The sequence below is a fragment of the Stutzerimonas chloritidismutans genome, from assembly GCF_020783375.1.
In the GTDB taxonomy this organism is placed as follows: Bacteria; Pseudomonadota; Gammaproteobacteria; order Pseudomonadales; family Pseudomonadaceae; genus Stutzerimonas; species Stutzerimonas kunmingensis.
This window is the reverse complement of the sequence record NZ_CP086067.1, coordinates 1,449,454-1,469,103: the sequence shown is the minus strand read 5'-3', so window position 1 is coordinate 1,469,103 and position 19,650 is coordinate 1,449,454. Positions and strand designations below refer to the sequence as shown.

Genomic DNA, 19,650 nt, shown 5'->3' with positions numbered 1-19,650 from the left:
ATGCGGAACGCAACTATTCTCGCTAGGGTTTAGCTTTAGCATTCAATGACTTAGGTTTGACAGGTCGCCTGAGCGTGGCCAGACTGCTTGCATTCCCACCGCGTCAGGCAGGTTAACTACATGAAAGGCGACAAGCTGGTCATTCAGCACCTCAACAAGATCCTCGGCAATGAGCTGGTAGCCATCAACCAGTACTTCCTGCACGCGCGCATGTATGAGGACTGGGGTCTCGGCAAGCTCGGCAAGCATGAGTACGAAGAATCCATCGACGAGATGAAGCATGCGGACAAGCTGATCAAGCGCATCCTGTTCCTGGAAGGCCTGCCGAATCTGCAGGATCTGGGCAAGCTGCTGATCGGTGAGAACACTCGCGAGATGCTCGAGTGCGACCTCAGGCTGGAGCAAGGTGGCGTGCAGGATCTGAAGGTCGCCATCGCTTACTGCGAAAGCGTCGGCGACTACGGCAGTCGCGAGCTGCTGGAAGACATCCTCGAATCCGAGGAGGAACACATCGACTGGCTGGAGACGCAGCTGAGCCTGATCGACAAGGTGGGCATGGAAAACTACCTGCAGTCGCAGATGGACGACTGACTCAGTAACAAGCCCATATAAAAACGCCCCGACTAGATCGGGGCGTTTTCGTTTGCAGCGAAGAGAACCGCTTATTCCTACTCGGCTGCTTCAGCAGGCTGCTCGGCTGCGGGCTGCTCGGCCTCGTCACCCTTGATATCCAGCAGCTCGAGATCGAAGACCAGCACCGAGTTGGCCGGGATCAGCGGGCTCGGGCTCTGCTCGCCGTAGGCCAGTTCGCTCGGGATGTAGAGCTTGTACTTCTCGCCCACATGCATCAGCTGCAGACCTTCGACCCAACCTGGAATCACACCGCCGACCGGCAGATCGATCGGGCTGCCGCGCTTGATCGAGCTATCGAAGACGGTGCCGTCGGTCAAGCTGCCCTCGTAGTGCACGGTCACCACGTCGTTCTCGGTCGGTTGACGGCCTTCGGCCGCCTTGACGACTTCGTACTGCAGACCGGATTCGGTGGTCTTCACACCTTCACGCTTGGCGTTGTCTTCGAGGAACTTCTTGCCAGCCTCGACCGCTTTGGCATTCATCTCAACCATGCGCTCTTCGGCACGGGTTTGTAGGAAGGTGAAAGCTTCCATCAGCTGCTCATCGGTGAGCTTCTGCTCCTTCTTGCCGATGGCATCTTCAATACCCTGCGCAACAGCCTGGGAGTCGAGATCATCCATACCCTCCTGCGCAAGGCTCTTGCCCATATTCAGGCCGATACCATAGGACGCCTTCTGCGCCGGAGTGTCCAGTTTGACACTGGTCTGCGAGTCGCAGCCGGCCAGCACCAGGCCAACCAGGGCAACCGCAGGCGCCAAACGATGATGTCTCAGTCTCATGCTGTTTCCTTAAATACGCTGTTGGGCATTCGAAAAACCGATGGTCGAGCTTAGCAGCGCATCCCGGCACTGGCTACCGCACCCCAAGGCAAGGACCGTAAAGAGATTGCAAAGAACGGACGCGCGTAGCAATCCGACAGCAGGATCGAGCCGAGCGAGAAGCGGCACCCGCAGCTTCCGCCCACAAAAATTCAGGCAAAAAAAAACGGCCTAGATGGCCGTTTCTTTCGTTGCTTCAGGGCGTTCAGTGGACCCGTGAAGCGAATATGGCGCAGCGGACGGGACTCGAACCCGCGACCCCCGGCGTGACAGGCCGGTATTCTAACCGACTGAACTACCGCTGCGCTAAACCTCGAGTGGTGGGTGATGACGGGATCGAACCGCCGACCCTCTGCTTGTAAGGCAGATGCTCTCCCAGCTGAGCTAATCACCCGTTTGCTCTCGAAGTGGGGCGCATTCTAGAGAGGGTTCCGCACCTTGGCAACCCCCTTTCGAAAAAAAAATTGCAGAAGTTCCAAAGACTTAGGAAAACCCTCGATTTACCAGCCGATTTTTCTCGTTCGCCGTGCATTAACATCCCGCAGGGTTGGCCTGAACTGGCCAGGCAGGAATAATGCACCCCTTTGCTTTCCGGAGATCTACCCCGCCATGTGGTTTCGTAACCTGCTCGTTTACCGTCTCACCCAGAACGTCGCTCTAGATGCCGAGACACTCGAAGCTGCACTGGCCGCCAAACCTGCCCGCCCCTGCGCCAGCCAGGAGCTGAGCACCTACGGCTTCGTCGCCCCTTTTGGTAAGGGTGAAGACGCCCCCCTGGTGCACGTCAGCCAGGGTTTCCTGCTGATCGCCACGCGCAAGGAAGAACGCATTCTTCCGGGCAGCGTCGTCAAGGATGCGCTGAAGGAAAAGGTCGACGAGATCGAAGCCGAGCAGATGCGCAAGGTCTACAAGAAGGAGCGCGACCAGATAAAAGACGAGATCATCCAGGCCTTTCTGCCGCGCGCCTTCATCCGCAAATCCGGCACCTTCGCCGCAATCGACGCCGAGCGCGGGCTGATCCTGGTGAACTCGGCCAGCCCGAAGAAGGCCGAGGACCTGCTGTCCACCCTGCGTGAAGCGATCGGCTCGCTGCCGGTGCGCCCGCTGACCGTGAAGATTGCGCCAAGCGCCACCCTGACCGATTGGGTCAAGACGCAGAAGTCCGCAGACGATTTCTTCGTGCTCGACGAATGTGAGCTGCGCGATACCCACGAGGACGGCGGCGTGGTGCGCTGCAAGCGCCAGGACCTGACCAGCGACGAGATCCAGCAGCATATGGAAGCAGGCAAGCAGGTCACCCAGCTGTCGCTGGCCTGGCAGGACAAGCTGTCCTTCGTGCTGGACGACAAGTTGATCATCAAGCGCCTGCGCTTCGAGGAACTGCTGCAGGACCAGGCCGAGCAGGACGGTGGTGAAGACGCCCTTGCCCAGCAGGACGCCAGTTTCCTGCTGATGATGATGACCTTCCGCGAGTTCCTGCCTGCGCTGTTCGAGGCGTTCGGTGGCGAAGAAGTCCCCCAGGGCCTCTGACACCCGCCCGGGGCGCTGATCGGCGCCCCGCTCCCCTCAACGCACCTTCAGCTGCAACGCCAGCGCCCCGCCCAATCGCTCCCCCAGCGACCAGATCAGAAAACGCTCGATGAACTCCGGCGCATCGACGAACAGCGCCCCGCAGACCAGCACGCTGAGCAACGAAACAGTCAGGAAAAGCTGCGGTATCGAGAGCTTCAGCAGCACCAGCAGGACAATTGCGATGATCGCCGACGCGACCATGAACAGCGCGTTGAGAATGTTGTTCGCTGCCACCACTCGCGAGCGCTCGTGAACCACACTGCGTGACTGGATCAGGGCATACAGCGGGACGATGTACAGCCCACCGAAAATCCCCAGCCCGAGGATATCCATCAGTACCCACCAGGCAGAAGGCTCGCCGAGCAGCGCAAGCCAGTCGACCGTACCCACAGGCTCCACGTGGCCGCTCGCATGCCACCACAGCAGCACTCCGCAAAGGCTCAGGCCAATGGCTCCGAACGGGACCAGGCCGATCTCCACGTGATGCCGCGACAGCCGCTCGCAAAGCAGCGACCCCAGCGCGATGCCGACCGAAAACAGCGTCAGGATCAACGTCACCACGCTTTCATCGCCACCGAGATAGTCCTTGGCAAACGCCGGGATCTGCGTCAGGTAGGTCGCACCGAGAAACCAGAACCAGGAATTGCCCAGCATGGCCCGGGACACCGCCCGCTGCTGACCGAGCCCCAGCCGCAGAATGCGCCATGACTGACGCAGCACGCGCCAATCCATATGCAGGGTCGGCAGCGCTGCCGTACCGGCTGGAATGGCCAGACTGGCGAGATAACCGACGAGCGCGATCAGAACCACGCTGATCGCCACCAGCTCGGCGTAGCCCTCACTCGCCATCAACACACCCGCACCGATGGTGCCCCCGAGAATCGCCAGGAACGTTCCCATCTCCACCAGCGCATTGCCTCCCACCAGCTCATCCTCGGCGAGCTGCTGCGGCAGGATCGAGTACTTGACCGGACCAAACAGCGCCGACTGGGTGCCCATGCAGAACAGCACCGCAAGCAATACCGGCAGGTTGCCGAGCAGCATGCCGAGCGCCCCGACAAGCATGATCAGGATCTCGGCGAACTTGATCCGGCGAATCAGCCAGGCCTTCTCGAAGCGCTCGCCGAACTGGCCACCCAGCGCGGAGAACAGAAAGAACGGCAGGATGAACAGCAGCGCACAAAGATTGATCAGCAGACTCTTGTCGGCGCCAGTGCCGATCTTGAACAGAATCGCCAGGATCAACGCCTGCTTGAACACGTTGTCGTTGAATGCACCGAGCAGCTGCGTGCAGAAAAAAGGCAGGAAGCGACGCTTGCCGAGCAGGCGAAACTGCGAATGCGTGGTCGCCGGCCCGCCAGCTGGCACACGCCTTGTCGAGCTAGCCCCGGTCGATTCCTGATTCATATCGGCAACTGCCCGAAAGCCCAGCGCAGCAGAAAGAAGCTCAGCAGTCCGCCGGCGATAGTCGCCAGCAGGTTGCGGCTAAACGCGGCTATGAGGATCGCCAACAGCCCCGCTAGCAGATAGGCATTGTCCGGGCGCAACGCCCACTGCCCTTCCGGCATCAGCATTCCCGGCACCACGATGGCAGTCAGTACCGCCACCGGCACGTAATGCAGCCCCTGCTCGATAGCGCGGGGAAAGCGCAGGTTGGGCCAGGCGAAAAAGCTGTAGCGGATCACGAAGGTGATCGCCAGCATGCCGAAGATCAGCAACCAGGTCGTCATAGCGCCCCCTGCATGCGCGCAGCCGCTTCGGCGCGACGTTCGAGCCAGACGCCGACGACGATGCCGGCCATGGCGGCGGCAATCAGTCCGAGCTTGTAAGGCAGCTCCCAGGTCAGCAAGGCCACCGCGCCAGCCACCAGCGCCGAGGCCACCTGCGGGCGCGTCCGCATCATCGGCACCGCGATGCCGATGAAAGTGGCGATCATGGCGAAGTCCAGCCCCCAGCTGGCGATATCCGGAACCGCCTGACCGAAGGCGACACCCACCAGTGTCGACAACTGCCAGTTGATGTACATGGTCAGCGCGGCTCCGAGAAAGAACCAATGCTTGTACGGCGACTCATCGTCGCGGGCATAGCGGTTCTGCACCACGGCGAAGGCCTCGTCCGTGAGCCAGAACGCCAGAGGGGCGCGCCAGCGGCCCGGCAGATGACGAACGAAAGGCTGCAGCGCGGCGCTGTACAAGGCATGCCGCAGATTGACCACGAAGGTGGTCAGCAGTACCACGGCTGCGCCTACGCCACCGGTTATCAGCGTGATCGCGATGAACTGTGCGGAACCGGCGAAGACCAGCGAAGACATGCCCATGGTCTGCCAGGGCGTCAATCCGGCGCCGACGGCCAGCGTGCCGAAGATGACGCCGAACGGAATGGCACCGAGGATCAACGGCAGAATGTCACGGCATCCGTGAACGAACTCTTGCGAGCGGGACATTGGAACTCCTGTAGCCAATTTCGCACCGAACCTTGCGTTGCCTATCGACCTCGTAGCGAAAGGCGTGGGTGGCGGACAGATCGACGCAAAACATGCGGCAGAGCACCGCACGATAACCGAACTCAGACGCTCAGGCGATGCGTCAGAGCAGTCAGTCGGCCGCGAGCCGCTGCTTGAGCTGCGGCCAGTCACGGTCGGTGATGCTGTACAGCACGGTATCGTCCAGACGACCGTCTGCCAGTCGCCGATGGTTACGCAGCAATCCTTCGCGTAGGGCACCTAGCTTTTCGATGGCCCGTTGCGAGCGGAGGTTACTGACGGCCGTCTTCAGCTGCAGGCGAACCAACTGCCATTCTTCGAATGCATGACGCAGCAGCAGGTACTTGATCGAGGCATTCAGCCCGGTGCCATGCTCCGCATGGTCCAGCCAGGTCCAGCCCAATTCGGCCGCCGGCAGGCTCAGGTTGAAGTCGGCGAAGCGCGTGGTGCCGACCAGCTGCTCGGCCATGCGCACACTGAAGACAACCGCGCGCCCCTCGCGCTGTTCGGCCAGCGCATGGCGGTACCAGTCCGGCCTTAGCGGCCCGCTCATATATGTCAGCTCGGCGCGGTTCCGCTCTGCCAGGGCAACCAGCTCCGGGATATCCGCTTCCATCAGCGGCTCCAGGCGCAGCGCCCCGCGCTGCAGGGTTACCGGATGGGGGCTGAGCATGACATTCTCCTGTTATTGCGTTCGGGCAAATCGGCGGTTACCAGACAGTAACCCATGGCGCAGGAAACGCCGTACTTCGCGGACGACCGGCGATATTGCTGGCGGGCCCGCGCTAGACGCATGCGACCTTGGTCGCAACCCTGCACACGGGGTGACCATTGCTGCGAAACTTCGCGAACTCAGCATATTAACGAGTCACCAGGGCTGATTGAATTCGGCACCGTTACCGGCCCGCCGAGGCCTACCTGGCACTCACCTTTCGTTTTCTGGAGTTTGCATGACGCTGTCAGGCGGGCTGATCGCTGCGGTCGCCCTCGTCTATATGGCCATTCTGTTCGCCATCGCTTTCTACGGCGACCGCAACAGCGCTTCCATGTCACCGCGTCTGCGGCCTTGGGTCTATAGCCTTTCACTGGCGGTGTACTGCACCAGCTGGACCTTCTTCGGTGCCGTTGGTCAATCCGCCGAGCAGCTCTGGGCGTTCCTGCCGATCTATCTGGGCCCGATCCTGCTGATGCTGTTCGCACCGCATGTGATCCAGAAGATGATCATGATCAGCAAGCAGGAGAACATCACCTCCATTGCCGACTTCATCGCCGCCCGCTATGGCAAATCCCAGCTGCTGGCAGTGGTTGTTACGCTGATCTGCCTGGTTGGCGTACTGCCGTACATCGCGCTGCAGCTCAAAGGCATCGTACTCGGCGTCAACCTGCTAAGCGGCATCAACATCGAGGCGGCCGGCACCGGCACGCGCGACACCGCGCTGATCGTCTCGATCGTGCTGGCGCTGTTCACCATCCTTTTCGGCACGCGCAACCTCGATGTGACCGAGCATCACCGCGGCATGGTCCTGGCAATCGCCTTCGAATCGTTGGTCAAGCTGCTGGCATTCCTGGCGGTGGGCGCCTTCGTCACCTTCGGCCTGTTCGACGGCTTCGGCGATCTGTTCAATCAGGCCTATGATTCGCCGGACCTTGCCGGATTCTGGAGCGAAGGTGTCAACTGGTCAGCCATGCTGGTCCAGACCACCGTCGCGATGATGGCGATCGTCTGTCTGCCGCGGCAGTTTCACGTTTCTGTGGTGGAAAACATCGAGCCGCGAGACTTCCGTATGGCCCGCTGGGTGTTTCCGCTCTATCTGGTACTCGCCGCGGTGTTCGTCATCCCGATCGCGCTGGCCGGACAGATGCTGCTGCCGCCTGGCGTAACGCCGGACTCTTTCGTCATCAGCCTGCCGTTGGCCGAACTGCATCCCTGGCTCGCCCTGCTCGCCTTCATCGGCGGCGCCTCGGCGGCAACCGGCATGGTAATCGTCGCCAGCGTCGCACTGTCGACCATGGTTTCCAACGACATGCTGCTGCCCTGGCTGCTGCGCCGCCAGGAAACCGAGCGCCCATTCGAGGCGTTCCGTCACTGGATGCTCTCGGTACGTCGCATCAGCATCGTCGTGATCCTGCTGCTCGCCTATGTCAGCTACCGCCTGCTCGGCTCCACGGCATCGCTGGCTACAATCGGCCAGATCGCCTTCGCCGCCATCACTCAGCTGGCCCCGGCGATGGTTGGTGCGCTGTATTGGAAGCAGGCCAACCGTCGCGGCGTGTTCGCCGGCCTGACCGCCGGCGCGGCAATCTGGTTCTATACGCTGATTGTTCCTCTGCTGGGCTGGCCGCTGGAAATGTTCCCGGGCCTGAGCTGGATGTACAACGGCGGCCTCGGTTTCGGCCTCAGCGGACTGACCCTGGGCGTGACCCTGTCGCTGATCGGCAATGCCACGCTGTTCTTCTGGGTATCCATCCTCACCCAGACCCACGTGGCCGAGCATTGGCAGGCCAGCCGTTTCATCGGTCAGGAGATCGCCTCCCCGACCGGTGCCCGCCGTCTGCTCGCCGTACGCGTCGAAGACCTGCTGGTCCTGGCATCCCGCTTCGTCGGCGCCGAGCGCGCCGAGCAGAGTTTCCAGCGCTTTGCCCGTCGCCACGGCCAGGACTTCTCGCCCAAGCTGCAGGCCGATGGTCAGTGGATCGCCCATACCGAACGCCTGCTGGCGGGCGTGCTCGGCGCGTCGTCCACCCGTGCGGTGGTCAAGGCAGCGCTGGAAGGCCGCGACATGCAGGTCGACGACGTGGTGCGCATCGTCGGCGAAGCGTCGGAGGTGCTGCAGTTCAACCGTGCACTGCTGCAAGGCGCGATCGAAAACATCACCCAGGGCATCAGCGTGGTCGACCAGTCGCTGCGCCTGGTGGCATGGAACCATCGCTATCTCGAACTCTTCGAGTACCCGGACGGGCTGGTCTACATCGGCCGCCCGATCGCCGACATCATCCGCTACAACGCCGAACGCGGACTATGCGGTCCAGGCGATCCCGACACCCACGTGGCCAAGCGCCTGTACTGGATGCGCCAGGGTCGCGCACATACGTCCGAGCGACTGTTCCCCAACGGCCGCGTCGTCGAGCTGATCGGCAACCCGATGCCGGGCGGCGGCTTCGTCATGAGCTTCAGTGACATCACCGCCTACCGCGAAGCCGAACGCGCCTTGAAAGATGCCAACGAAGGCCTCGAGCAGCGGGTCAGCGAGCGCACCCAGGAACTGTCGCAGCTCAACCAGGCATTGATCGAAGCCAAGAGCACAGCGGAAGCCGCCAATCAGTCGAAGACGCGCTTCCTTGCCGCCGTCAGCCACGACCTGATGCAGCCGCTCAACGCAGCGCGCCTGTTCTCCGCGGCGCTGTCGCACCAGCAAAGCGCTTTGCCCAAGGAAGCCCAGGAACTGGTACAGCATCTGGACAGCTCGCTCCGCTCGGCCGAGGACCTGATCACCGACCTGCTGGATATCTCACGCCTGGAAAGCGGTCGAGTGACTCCAGATCGCAACCCCTTCCCACTCGCCACGCTGTTCGACACGCTGGGCACGGAGTTCACCGCACTGGCCCGCGAACAGGGGGTCAACTTCCGCGTGCACGGCAGCAAGCTGCGCGTCGACAGTGACATACGTCTGCTCCGTCGCGTGCTGCAGAACTTCCTCACCAATGCCTTCCGTTACGCCAAGGGCCGCGTAGTGCTCGGCGTGCGCCGGCAAGGCGCATCACTACGGCTCGAAGTCTGGGACCGCGGCCCGGGCATTCCGCATGACAAGCTGAAAGTGATCTTCGAGGAGTTCAAACGCCTCGACAGCCACCAGACCCGCGCGGAGAAAGGCCTGGGCCTGGGCCTGGCCATCGCCGACGGTCTCTGCCACGTACTCGAACACCCACTGGAAGTGCGCTCCTGGCCGGGCAAGGGCAGCGTGTTCAGCGTCACTGTGCCGATCGCCCGTGCATTGAGCCAGCCGCGCCCGGCAGCCAAGCGTGGCGAGCCGCATCACACCGCGTTGACCGGCACTCAGGTTCTTTGCATTGATAACGAGGACAGCATTCTGGTCGGCATGAACAGCCTGCTCACCCGCTGGGGTTGCCAGGTATGGACCGCCAGCAACCGCGCCGAATGCGAAGCGCTGCTGGCCGAGGACATTCGCCCGCAACTGGTGCTGGTCGACTATCACCTCGACGAAGGCCAGACCGGCACCGAGCTGATGGCCTGGTTGCGCACCCGCCTGGGCGAGCCGGTGCCCGGCGTGGTGATCAGTGCCGATGGCCGCCCGGAACTGGTGGCGGCGATTCACGCAAGCGGCCTGGATTTCCTCGCCAAGCCGGTCAAGCCTGCGGCGTTGCGCGCCCTGATGAGCCGGCACCTGACGCTTCAGTAGACAGGCGACCTCGGCCAGCGGGTGAAACAATCGCGGCTGAGGCCGGTTACACTGCTGGCAATTTGCACACTTGGCGGCAAGGTGGCCGATGACGCTCGAGCTTTTTCTCAACCTCGCCACGGCGCTTGCCGTCGGGCTACTGATCGGCACCGAACGTAGCTGGAGCGGCAGAGACGGCCCCGGCCAGGAGCTGGTCGCCGGGGTCCGCACCTTCGGCCTGTCGGGCCTGTTCGGCGGGCTCGCGGCGGTTAGCGTCAGCCATCTCGGCGGCTCTGCTTGGGTGGCCATGTTCGCCATGCTCGCGCTGCTGGTCATTGCCGGCTATCTGATCGATGCGCGTCGCAGCGGCGACCATGGCATGACCACCGAGGTCGCCATGCTGCTGACCTTTGTTCTCGGCAGCCTGGCGGTCGCGGAGAGCCGGCAACTCGCCGCCGCATGCGCCATCGTCGTGGCGCTGCTGCTGAGCCTGAAAGCCCCGCTGCATCAGGCGCTGAAGCGGCTCAGCGAGGCGGAACTGGGCGGCGCGCTGAAGATGCTGTTCATCTCAGTGGTGCTGCTGCCCACGCTGCCGAACCAGGGCTATGGCCCCTGGCAGGCACTCAATCCCTACACGACCTGGATGATGGTGGTACTGATCGCCGGAATCGGATTCGCCGCATACGTGGCGATCCGTATCCTCGGCCCTCGTCACGGTCTCTTCGTCACGGCGCTGCTTGGCGGCATCGTCTCCTCCACTGCGATGACCATCACGCTGGCGCGACTGAACGCGCCGAAGCTGCGTGCCGCGCTCGCAGCCGGCCTGCTGGCGACGTCGGCGCTCATGTTTCCTCGCGTTCTACTGGAGGTGGGGCTGGTCAATCCGGCGCTGCTTCCCGGCCTGATCCTGCCTCTGGCGTGCGCCGGCGCCATCTATACAGCAGGTGCAATCTTCTATTACCTGCTGGCAGCCAAAACGCCCACAGATACTGCCGAGCCCCTGCTGAAGAACCCGTTCGAGCTGGGACCGGCGCTACGCTTCGCCGCCTTGCTGGTGTTGATCCTGCTACTGGTCGAGGGGGCACGGCGCTGGCTGGGCGATGCCGGCATCTACATGGTGTCGCTGGTCGCAGGTCTGACCGATGTGGATGCGATCACCCTCTCGCTGGCCAACAATGCCCGCGACGGGCTCAGTCACGAAGTCGCGTCGCGCGGCATCGTATTCGCCGTGCTGAGCAACAGCCTGGTCAAGGCCATGCTGATCGCCTTCATCGGTGGCCGTGAACTGGCTATCCGTACCCTGCCGATCATGTTCGCCGGGCTGCTGACCGCGCTCGCCGTGCTGCTGTTGCGTTAGCGCCGCGATCTAGTCGCCCGCCTCGCTGAGTTCCTCGGCACCGGCACGCTCCAGCCAGTCGCCCGGCAAGCGCTTGCTGGCCCGCGCACCGAGCGACTTCAATTGCTCGGCTCGACCAACAAGGTTGCCGCGACCATCGCTAAGCTTGTTGCGCGCCGCCAGGTAAGCACGATCCACCTGCTGCAAGCGGCTGCCGATCTCATCGAGATCCTGGATGAAGGCTACGAACTTGTCGTAAAGCCCGCCGGCTTTCTCGGCGATCTCCCGGGCGTTCTGGCTTTGCCGCTCCTGCCGCCAGAGGCTGTCGATGACCCGCAGGGTGGCGAGCAAGGTCGTCGGACTGACGATCACGATGTGCCGCCCATAGGCTTCCTGGAACAGATCGGGATCTGCCTGCAGCGCGGCCGCGAAAGCCGCCTCGATCGGCACGAACAGCAGCACGAAGTCGAGGCTCTGCAAGCCATCGAGGCGCTGGTAGTCCTTCAGCGAGAGCCCCTTGAGGTGGCTGCGCAGCGATTGCACATGCTGCTTGAGCGCCAGCGCCCGGCTGCCTTCATCCTCGGCGCAGGTCAGCGCCTGATAGGCGGTCAGACTGACTTTGGCATCAACCACGACCTGTTTGTCCCCGGGCAGATGGATCAGCACATCCGGCTGAAAACGCTCACCGTCAGGGCTCTTCAGGCTGACCTGCGTACGGTACTCGCGACCCTTCTCCAGCCCGGCGTGCTCCAGCACCTTTTCCAGCACCAGCTCGCCCCAGTTGCCCTGTGTCTTCTGCCCTTGCAGCGCACGGGTCAGGTTGGTCGCTTCATCACCAAGGCGTTGGTTCAGCTGCTGCAGGCGCTCCAGCTCGCGAGCCAAGGAGAAGCGCTCGCGCGCTTCGTTCTGGTAGCTCTCCTCGACTCGCTTCTCGAACGACTGGATGCGTTCCTTCAGCGGTTCGAGCAGCTGTCCCAGGCGCTCATGGCTGGACTCGCTGAAACGCTGCTCACGCTCGTCGAAGATTTTGCCGGCCAGCTCAGCGAACTGTGCCCGCAGGTCGTCACGCGCTGCCTGCAGGTCTGCCAGCCTTTGCTGATGGGCGTTGTGCTGTTCGCGCAGTTCGGCTTCGAGTGCGGCATGGGTCGCGCTCAACCGGCGCAGTTCACCTTGCTGGGCGTCGCGCTCGGCTTGCAGGTCGGCAATGGTTTCATCATGGCCGTCACGCTGCGTGCGCAACAGTTCGGCCTCGCGGCGCAACGCAGCCAGCTCGGCCTGTTGCGCTGATTTGATGCCACTCAACTCGGCCAGCTCGATCCGACAGCCCTCCAGCTGCGCCGTCAGCCCCTCCTGCGCCAGGGTGGCCTGTCGGAGCCGCTCATCGAGCAACGCCTGTTCGGACTCGCTGGCGGACAGGCGGCGCTGCAGATAAAGGCTCAGCCCAGCCAGGGCAGCCAGGCCGAGCGCCAGACCGATCAATAGATGAAGAGGATCAAAGGACATGAAGGGCTCCGGCAAAAGTGCCGGGCAGTATAGCGAGCCGCAGGTGGGTGGTCAGGCGGGTGCCGTCAGCCCTTGATCCGCTGAAGGAAGCTCGCAGCCTCCTGGGAACCCTGTGCGGCGGCTTGCTCGAGCCACAGGCGCGCCTTGGCAGGTTCGCTGTGGTCGGGCTGGCAATAAAGGCGTCCCAGCTCCAGCTGTGCCTGGCAGTCGCCTGCACGGGCCGCCTGACGCAGCAGCTCGAAACCGATACGGCGGTCGCGCTGACCATCGCACTCGCAGCACAGCAGACGCCCCAGACGACTCTGCGCTTCCACCACGCCCTCACGCGCCGGCTGCTTGAGCAGGCGCCCCGCAATCCGCTTGACACCCTGATTTCTGCCCAGGTGCTGGCTATTGAGCAACCACAGCGCCATGCGCAGCGGCAACCGTGCCGTAGGGGCGGTAGTGGCGAAGGAGGCGGAGGAGGCTGTACGCGTTCTCATGCACATCTGGGGGCTGGATGAATAAGGTCGCGCACTCTACTCCTTTTTTCCGAGAGTTAAAGTCTTGTCAAAAGCGAAAAAATTAGATCCGGATCACACCAAAAATTAATCCACAGAAGCTGTGGATAAGTCAGTGGACAAACAGAAGACAAATCTATGAATGCCACGTCTCATGGGGGCTGCGCTTAAACTGACGTTTTTTTCGCCAATGAAAAAAGTGCTTATTTTTCAATTGGTTATTAACGATCTATGAGTTCAGGCGATTTGCGACAGTTTGTCATAAGGCCTTGACAGGCATGCTGCGCAAATGTGCACAAGTTCAGCGCACCCGGCGCGAAGCGGCTTGCCACAAGGGTTGCAGCGGCACAAGAGCGAACTTTCACACAAAGCTGTTGTCGTCCTGCGCACCTTGCCGGAGCACGGTAGCTACGCTTGTTCTGCGGCTATGCTGTACGCCTCGCATTCTGGAACTGGAAATGACGAAACCGTCGAGAATACTGCGCTGGCTGCTGGTTAGCCTGCTGCTACTGCTGCTTGCCGGCGGTTTCGCCTGGTATCAATGGACAGCGTTCAAGCGCGAACAAGGCATCGTCGAACTCGACTGGCAGGGGCTGCGTGTCTCTTTCAGAAGCATATCGATCCGCCAGCTTGACTATGCACAGCTGACCGAGAACGGCCTCAACCTGACCGTCCGGGCTGAAAATATCGCGCTGCAAGTTCCCAGCATTTTTCAGCCATTTCCACCACAATCGCTTCAAATAGATCGCCTCAGCACGACCCTACTCTCGCTACCGCATGCCGGGAACGAGAGCTCGCCTCCGCGCGACGCCGAGCAATATGCACGCTGGGGGGCGTGGCTGCCGCAGCGAATGACCATAGCTGATTTGAGGATGGACCTCCCCTGCGCGAAGGGTCGGTGCGACGAACGGGGCAGCCTGTGGCTGGAACACGCCGGCGAAACACTGCTGCCTGTCGATGCCCGGCTGGACCTGCGACGCAACGAACACCGTGTTTCGCTGATCGTCAGTGCACAGGGACCAGACCCCATGCACAGCCTGATCGAAGCCAGACTGCTGATCGACGAGCAGCCGCGCCTGGAAGGCCGTAACCGGTTCAACCTCCTCGGCAACACCCTGCGATTCGATGGCACCCTTGCCATGGGCAGCTTGCCGGAAGCGCCCTGGCTGTTGAGCTGGCTAAGCGAATGGACCGGCTACGAACCCACCCCGCTGCCAGACATGCCTGCTGACATGCGGCTTGGCGCAGGTTGGGCGCTTAGCGTGCCTCGCTCGACAGACGGCACGCTCGAATGGCGCCGTGCCGGCGGGGAGCTGCGTCTCTCCGGCCACTTGCCGGCGCCGTGGCCAATCATCGGGCTTGGCGAGGTGCAAGGCGATATCGACCTCACGGCTAATGGACAGGATGGCCTGTGGCTGCCTACCGAGCTGAAAGCCAATGTCCAGCTACGCCCCGAACCGGCGCTCGTCGCCGACCTTCCCGAGAATGTGCGACCTGAGTGGCTGAACATCCAGATCGAGCCCTTGGATGCCGAAACCGATCAAGACGAACTGCCGCTACAGGTCAAGCTGGACGCCCAAGGCGCCACACCGGCGACCCTGCAGGCACGGGTGCGACTGAATACCGCACCGCCATATGTACTGCAGATCGAGCAGGCGCAACTGCAACTGCGCAGTAGCAAGCTGAAGCTGGATGCGCTTTCGCTAGGAGGTCTGGAGGCCACGCTGGACTTCTCCGGTCGTGCGGACCTCGAGCAGATCGATGTACAGCTGCATAAAAGCTCACGGGCCACCCTCACCGACCTGACCAGCGGAGAACTCACTGCCCGCCAACTGCAGGCCCTGCTCTCCCAACCGCTCAGCCTGCATCTCGACCGCCGCAACTCAGAGCCGCCTAGCTGGCGCGTACAGGGGCCGCTGGACCTGCGCGTCAGCCGACTGGATCACCCGCGACTGATCTCCCAGGGCTGGCACTGGAGCGGGCAGCTGGAAGCTGATGCCACAAAACTGGCAGCGACCGGCCCATTGAGCAACGATGTCGGGCTGACACTGGCAGCAAACCTGAACAAGCGCTGGAACGGCCCACTACAGGCAAGCGGCAAGCTAAAGGAGATCTTTCTGCGCGCCGGCAACCCGCTTGCCCGCAGCTTCACAGCCTGGCCGGAGATGCTCGAACTGAACAGCGGGCGCCTGCTGGCTGATGGCACGCTTTCTGTGCCAGCTGGCAGCACACCGCCATCCGCCAGGCTCACGCTGGAGGCCCGGGGACTGGCCGGCATCATCGACCGCGCCGAGATATCCGGGCTCGACGCAAGAATCGCTGCAAGCCTCGAGCGCAACCGCCTGGAGCTGGATATAACCGAGCTGCGCCTCGCTCAGCTCAATCCCGGATTCACTTTTGGCCCGCTGCTGCTGCGCGGAAACTACCGCACCGATCTCGATCATCCAGTGCAAGGCCAGCTGCGCTGGGCAACCGCGGAAACCCAAATCTTCGGCGGCAGGTTCTGGCTCGCCCCCGCCACGCTCGACCTTGCTGCACCGCAGCAACAATTAAGCGCCAAGCTGCAAGGACTGCAACTGAGCGACATGCTCGCCGCCTACCCTACCGAAGGGCTCGATGGCAGCGGCCTGATTGATGGCAGCTTCGACATTCGCCGCAGCGCACTCGGGTTCAGCGTCGACCAGGGCGAGCTGGCCGCGCGCGCACCCGGCGGTGTACTGCGCTTTCGTTCGCCGAAGATAGAAGCCCTTGGTCAGTCGAACCCGGCCATGAAGATCGTCACCGAAGCCCTGCACGATTTTCATTATGATCGGCTGAGCAGTGACGTCCGCTATGATGAGAGCGGCAAACTGAACCTCGCGCTGCGCCTGAACGGCCGCAACCCAGCCCTGGAAGGAGGCCGCCCGATCAATTTTTCGATCAATCTGGAAGAGGACATTCCGGCGCTGCTGACCAGCTTGCAACTGAGCGACCGGGTAAGCGAAACAATTCAACGACGGGTGCAGGAACATCTTCAACGCCTTCAATGAGGCCCTGCAGCCGCTAGCCGAAACAGGAGAGACCGCCATGCGGTTGCGCCAATCGCTGACCATTCTGCTGCTGGCCGTGCTCGCCAGCGCCTGTACGCCGCGGGTGGAACTGGCCGTACCGAACGAGCCGATCAACATCAACCTGAACGTGAAGATCGAACATGAGATTTACATCCGAGTGGACAAGCAGCTCGACTCGATCATTAACGAAGACAGCGGACTGTTCTGAGGACGACGATGAAAACCTATCTGAAATTGGCAAGCCTGCTGTTGGCACTCATGATCGCTCTGCCAGCGGCAGCCATGACACTCAACGAAGCCATGTCTGCCCTGGGTGACGCCAAGGCCAGCGGCTTGCTTGGCGAGAAGCCCGACGGCTATCTCGGCGTGGTGCGGTCCAGCCAGAACGCCGAGGACATCGCAAGCCAGATCAATCAGGCGCGCCGAGCCGAGTACCACCGCGTCGCCAAGCAAAACGGCATCAGCGTCAGCGACGTGGAAGCCATCGCCGGCAAGAAAGCCATCGAGAAGACGCCCTCGGGCCAGATCATTCAGCTCAACGGCAACTGGGTTCGCAAGTAACCAACGATGATGGCCGGGTCTGCCGGCCATCGCTCTTCGCGGCAGCGCCTACAGCAGCATCAGAGCGTGTGCCCGGATCACCAGGCTCTCCTGCCGAAACCGGCGCTCCAGCTCGGCGCGATAATCGGCCCACCAGCCCCTGTCCAGATCATTGGCCATGACTTCGTAGACCACCGACTCGTCATGAACCGCGTTGTCGCCCTCTTCCAGCCAATAGCCACTCGCCGGGGCTCGCGAATAGGTGGTCAGGCCACCGAAACGCTCGATGAGCTCATCACGCACAGCACGGAAAGACGACTTCGGCAGCGCCTGCTGATCGTTGTCGTAAAGCGGTAGCAGCAACTGAATCAGGTACATGTCGGAGCTCCAGTAAATGTTGCTCGACATATGACCGGTGCGGCACTAGATAGATGCCGCGAGCCGGTGAACTCAGAACAAGCCGAGCTGCCCATCGACGAGCGACGCGAAGTCATCTCCCACGAAGGGCAGAATCGCATCCGCCACGGGCTGCAGTTGCCGCGTTACATAGTGGTCGTAGTCGACGGCCGATGACCGTGTTTCCAGCGGCTCGGGCCCGGCGACCGTCATCAGGTAGCTGATCCAGCCACCGTTCTGATACTGCCGAGGCCGCCCCTGACGGTCGTTGTAGTCATCCGCCAAACGCGCCGCACGCACATGGGGTGGCACATTGCGCTGGTAGTCATCGAGCCTGCGGCGCAAGCGCTTGCGATAGATCAGCAGCTCATCCAGCTCACCGGCCAGCGTGCGCCGTACGTAGTCGCGCACGTACTCCCCGTGCGGCTGGCGGTGGAAGATGCGTTGGTAGAGCTCCTGCTGAAAGCGTTGGGCCAATGGCGACCAGTCGGTACGCACGGTTTCCAATCCCTTGAAGACCATACCGTCGCTGCCATCGGGCCGGGTGATCAGTCCGGCATAACGCTTTTTGCTGCCCTCCTCCGCACCACGAATGGTCGGCATCAAAAAGCGCCGGAAATGGGTTTCGTATTGCAGCTCCAGCGCACTACCCAGCCCGTACTCGGACTGCAGATACATTCGCCACCAATCATTGATGTGCTGTACCAGCTGACGGCCGATCAGCGCCGCCTCGTCATCCGAATGCGCTTTGCGCAACCAGACGAACGTGGAATCGGTATCGCCATAGATGACGGCATGCCCCTGCGCCTCGATCAGCTCCCGTGTGCGCCGCATGATCTCGTGACCGCGCAGGGTGATGGACGAGGCCAGGCGCGTATCGAAGAAACGGCAGCCACTGGAACCGAGTACGCCGTAGAAGGCATTCATGATGATTTTCAGCGCCTGCGACAACGGCTTGTTGTGTTCGCGTTTCGCCGTTTCGCGCCCCTCCCAGACGCGCTCCACGATTGCCGGCAGACAGTGCCTAGTCCGCGAGAAGCGCGCACCGCGGAAGCCGGGAATCGATTGTTCGTCATCCGGCTGGCGCAGCCCGTCGATCAACCCCACCGGGTCGATGAGAAAGGTTCGTATGATCGACGGATAGAGGCTCTTGTAATCGAGCACCAGTACTGATTCGTAAAGCCCCGGCTGCGAATTCATCACGAAGCCACCCGGGCTGGCCTCCGGCCGCCGCTCTCCAAGATTCGGCGCGACGAAGCCCTGGCGATGCATCAGCGGCAGGTACAGATGCTCGAAGGCCGCGACCGAACCGCCACTGCGATCCGCAGCCAGTCCGGTCACCGTGGCGCGCTCGAGAAGGAAGGTCAGCAGTTCGGTGCGGGCGAAGATGCGTGTTACCAGCTCGCAATCCTTAAGGTTGTAGCGCGCCAGAGCCGGTTTGTCCTCGACGAACATGCGATCGATTTCCGCCATGCGCTGGTAGGGATTGTCGATGGCCTTGCCTTCACCCAGAAGGATCTGGGCGACGTTCTCCAGGCTAAAGGAGGGGAAGCTCCAGGTCGCCGAGCGAAGCGCCTCGATGCCATCGATAATCAAGCGCCCAGCGGCCGCGGCGAAATAATGATTGCCGCGACCGCCGTGCTCGCGCCACTCCATCTCCGCACCACCGCGCCCCAGACGCAATGGCACTTGCAGGCGCTGCGAATGATCGCGCAGCACGCGCAGATCGAACTGCACCAGATTCCAGCCGATGATCGCATCCGGGTCATGCTCGGCAAACCAGTCGTTCAGCCGCTCGAGCAACTCGCGTCGGCTATCGCAATACTGCAGAGAAAAATCGACGGTCTTGCCCTGCCCGTTTTCCGGCCCGAGCATGTAGACCTGACGCTGGCCACAGCCCTCCAGGGCAATCGAATAGAGCTCGCCGCGGGCGGTAGTTTCAATATCCAGCGAAACCAGTCTTAGCTTCGGCCGGTAGTCAGGCGCCGGTTTGAGCTGCGCATCGATCGATGTACCGTCACCGCCAGACGCATCTGAAAAGGACACCGGCGCGGTGATGAAACGCTCCATCAGGTAGCGCTCGGGGGGACGGATATCGGACTCATAGACGTCCACCCCGGCCTCACGCAGCAACCGCGCGCAATCCAGCAAGCGACGGTACGAACGGCTGTACAACCCCATCACTGGCCGATGGCGGAAGTCGCACAAGGCCAGCGGTCGCAATTCCACATCACGCTCGCGACGTAGCAGCACTTCAGCAAGAGGACGCTGCTCTTCGGGGATGAAAGCGACGGAATCTTGATGCGGGACACGTAGCTGCAGTGCGCCAGCGTCGGTGGCCAGCCAGAAACTGACCTCCGTACCCTCCGGCGCATCCCGCCAGTGCCGGGTCAGGATAAAGCCCCGCCGTAGCTGCGACATCA

At 62.2% G+C, this 19,650-nt stretch carries 16 protein-coding genes and 2 tRNA genes; 7 read left to right on the top strand and 11 right to left on the bottom strand.

All coding sequences use genetic code 11. The annotated features are described in order from the left end of the window. The first annotated feature begins 120 nt into the window (after window positions 1-120). Window positions 121-591 (top strand): bacterioferritin, encoded by a 471-nt coding sequence (gene bfr, locus LLJ08_RS06835; protein ID WP_003300730.1) that lies wholly within the window; start codon window positions 121-123, stop codon window positions 589-591. Window positions 592-668: 77 nt separating this feature from the next. On the opposite strand, the gene LLJ08_RS06830 is transcribed toward bfr, so the two are convergent. From LLJ08_RS06830 to LLJ08_RS06820, 3 genes are all read right to left on the bottom strand, one after another. Beyond that, window positions 669-1,412, bottom strand: coding sequence for a BamJ family beta-barrel-assembly machinery protein (locus tag LLJ08_RS06830; protein ID WP_256445910.1), 744 nt, complete (start codon window positions 1,410-1,412; stop codon window positions 669-671). Between the two features lie 267 nt (window positions 1,413-1,679). Continuing rightward, window positions 1,680-1,756 (bottom strand) — tRNA-Asp (locus LLJ08_RS06825). Between the two features lie 13 nt (window positions 1,757-1,769). Continuing rightward, a tRNA-Val gene (locus LLJ08_RS06820) sits at window positions 1,770-1,845 on the bottom strand. A 215-nt stretch (window positions 1,846-2,060) separates the two neighbouring features. On the opposite strand from LLJ08_RS06820, the gene rdgC reads away from it, so the two are divergent. Continuing rightward, on the top strand, window positions 2,061-2,981 hold the full coding sequence (gene rdgC / locus LLJ08_RS06815) for a recombination-associated protein RdgC (protein WP_003300724.1): 921 nt from the start codon (window positions 2,061-2,063) through the stop codon (window positions 2,979-2,981). A 36-nt stretch (window positions 2,982-3,017) separates the two neighbouring features. Here rdgC and LLJ08_RS06810 read toward each other — a convergent pair whose 3' ends face one another. The 4 genes from LLJ08_RS06810 to LLJ08_RS06795 form a co-directional block, all read right to left on the bottom strand. Continuing rightward, window positions 3,018-4,430 (bottom strand): MFS transporter, encoded by a 1,413-nt coding sequence (locus tag LLJ08_RS06810; RefSeq protein ID WP_228208540.1) that lies wholly within the window; start codon window positions 4,428-4,430, stop codon window positions 3,018-3,020. Beyond that, window positions 4,427-4,753: an AzlD domain-containing protein gene (locus LLJ08_RS06805; RefSeq protein WP_014821006.1), complete on the bottom strand. Its 327-nt coding sequence runs from the start codon at window positions 4,751-4,753 to the stop codon at window positions 4,427-4,429. The genes LLJ08_RS06810 and LLJ08_RS06805 overlap by 4 nt, the downstream gene beginning before the upstream one ends. Beyond that, window positions 4,750-5,466: an AzlC family ABC transporter permease gene (locus tag LLJ08_RS06800; RefSeq protein ID WP_014821007.1), complete on the bottom strand. Its 717-nt coding sequence runs from the start codon at window positions 5,464-5,466 to the stop codon at window positions 4,750-4,752. The genes LLJ08_RS06805 and LLJ08_RS06800 overlap by 4 nt, the downstream gene beginning before the upstream one ends. A 151-nt stretch (window positions 5,467-5,617) precedes the next feature. Further along, complete coding sequence (locus LLJ08_RS06795; RefSeq protein ID WP_014821008.1) at window positions 5,618-6,178, bottom strand: GNAT family N-acetyltransferase; 561 nt, start codon at window positions 6,176-6,178, stop codon at window positions 5,618-5,620. A 277-nt stretch (window positions 6,179-6,455) separates the two neighbouring features. Between LLJ08_RS06795 and LLJ08_RS06790 the strand changes: the two genes are divergently transcribed. Together LLJ08_RS06790 and LLJ08_RS06785 are read left to right on the top strand one after the other, a co-directional pair. Next, window positions 6,456-9,923, top strand: a complete 3,468-nt coding sequence (locus LLJ08_RS06790; RefSeq protein ID WP_228208539.1) for a hybrid sensor histidine kinase/response regulator — start codon at window positions 6,456-6,458, stop codon at window positions 9,921-9,923. 88 nt (window positions 9,924-10,011) lie between these two features. Continuing rightward, the gene (locus LLJ08_RS06785) at window positions 10,012-11,259 is read left to right on the top strand and encodes an MgtC/SapB family protein (RefSeq protein ID WP_046618766.1); all 1,248 of its coding nucleotides are present in this window, start codon (window positions 10,012-10,014) and stop codon (window positions 11,257-11,259) included. A gap of 9 nt (window positions 11,260-11,268) precedes the next feature. Here the strand turns inward: LLJ08_RS06785 and LLJ08_RS06780 are convergent, their stop codons facing one another. After that, a complete protein-coding gene (locus LLJ08_RS06780; protein ID WP_046618768.1) occupies window positions 11,269-12,741 on the bottom strand; it encodes a DNA recombination protein RmuC in 1,473 nt (490 codons plus the stop codon). A gap of 65 nt (window positions 12,742-12,806) precedes the next feature. Further along, the gene (locus tag LLJ08_RS06775) at window positions 12,807-13,154 is read right to left on the bottom strand and encodes a tetratricopeptide repeat protein (RefSeq protein WP_228208908.1); all 348 of its coding nucleotides are present in this window, start codon (window positions 13,152-13,154) and stop codon (window positions 12,807-12,809) included. Window positions 13,155-13,699: 545 nt separating this feature from the next. On the opposite strand from LLJ08_RS06775, the gene LLJ08_RS06770 reads away from it, so the two are divergent. From LLJ08_RS06770 to LLJ08_RS06760, 3 genes are read left to right on the top strand one after another with little or no spacing between them, the layout of a single operon-like run. Beyond that, window positions 13,700-16,270 (top strand): intermembrane phospholipid transport YdbH family protein, encoded by a 2,571-nt coding sequence (locus tag LLJ08_RS06770; RefSeq protein ID WP_228208538.1) that lies wholly within the window; start codon window positions 13,700-13,702, stop codon window positions 16,268-16,270. A gap of 37 nt (window positions 16,271-16,307) precedes the next feature. Continuing rightward, window positions 16,308-16,499 carry a YnbE family lipoprotein gene (locus tag LLJ08_RS06765; protein ID WP_041014564.1) on the top strand — a complete coding sequence of 64 codons (192 nt, stop codon included), beginning with the start codon at window positions 16,308-16,310 and terminating at the stop codon, window positions 16,497-16,499. 8 nt (window positions 16,500-16,507) lie between these two features. Further along, complete coding sequence (locus tag LLJ08_RS06760) at window positions 16,508-16,852, top strand: YdbL family probable chaperone protein (RefSeq protein ID WP_014821015.1); 345 nt, start codon at window positions 16,508-16,510, stop codon at window positions 16,850-16,852. 48 nt (window positions 16,853-16,900) lie between these two features. Here LLJ08_RS06760 and LLJ08_RS06755 read toward each other — a convergent pair whose 3' ends face one another. Both LLJ08_RS06755 and LLJ08_RS06750 read right to left on the bottom strand, forming a co-directional pair. Further along, on the bottom strand, window positions 16,901-17,209 hold the full coding sequence (locus LLJ08_RS06755; RefSeq protein WP_228208537.1) for a hypothetical protein: 309 nt from the start codon (window positions 17,207-17,209) through the stop codon (window positions 16,901-16,903). A gap of 72 nt (window positions 17,210-17,281) precedes the next feature. Then, entirely contained in the window at window positions 17,282-19,648 is a 2,367-nt protein-coding gene (locus LLJ08_RS06750) for a DNA polymerase II (protein ID WP_228208536.1), read from the bottom strand. Between the last annotated feature and the right edge of the window lie 2 nt (window positions 19,649-19,650).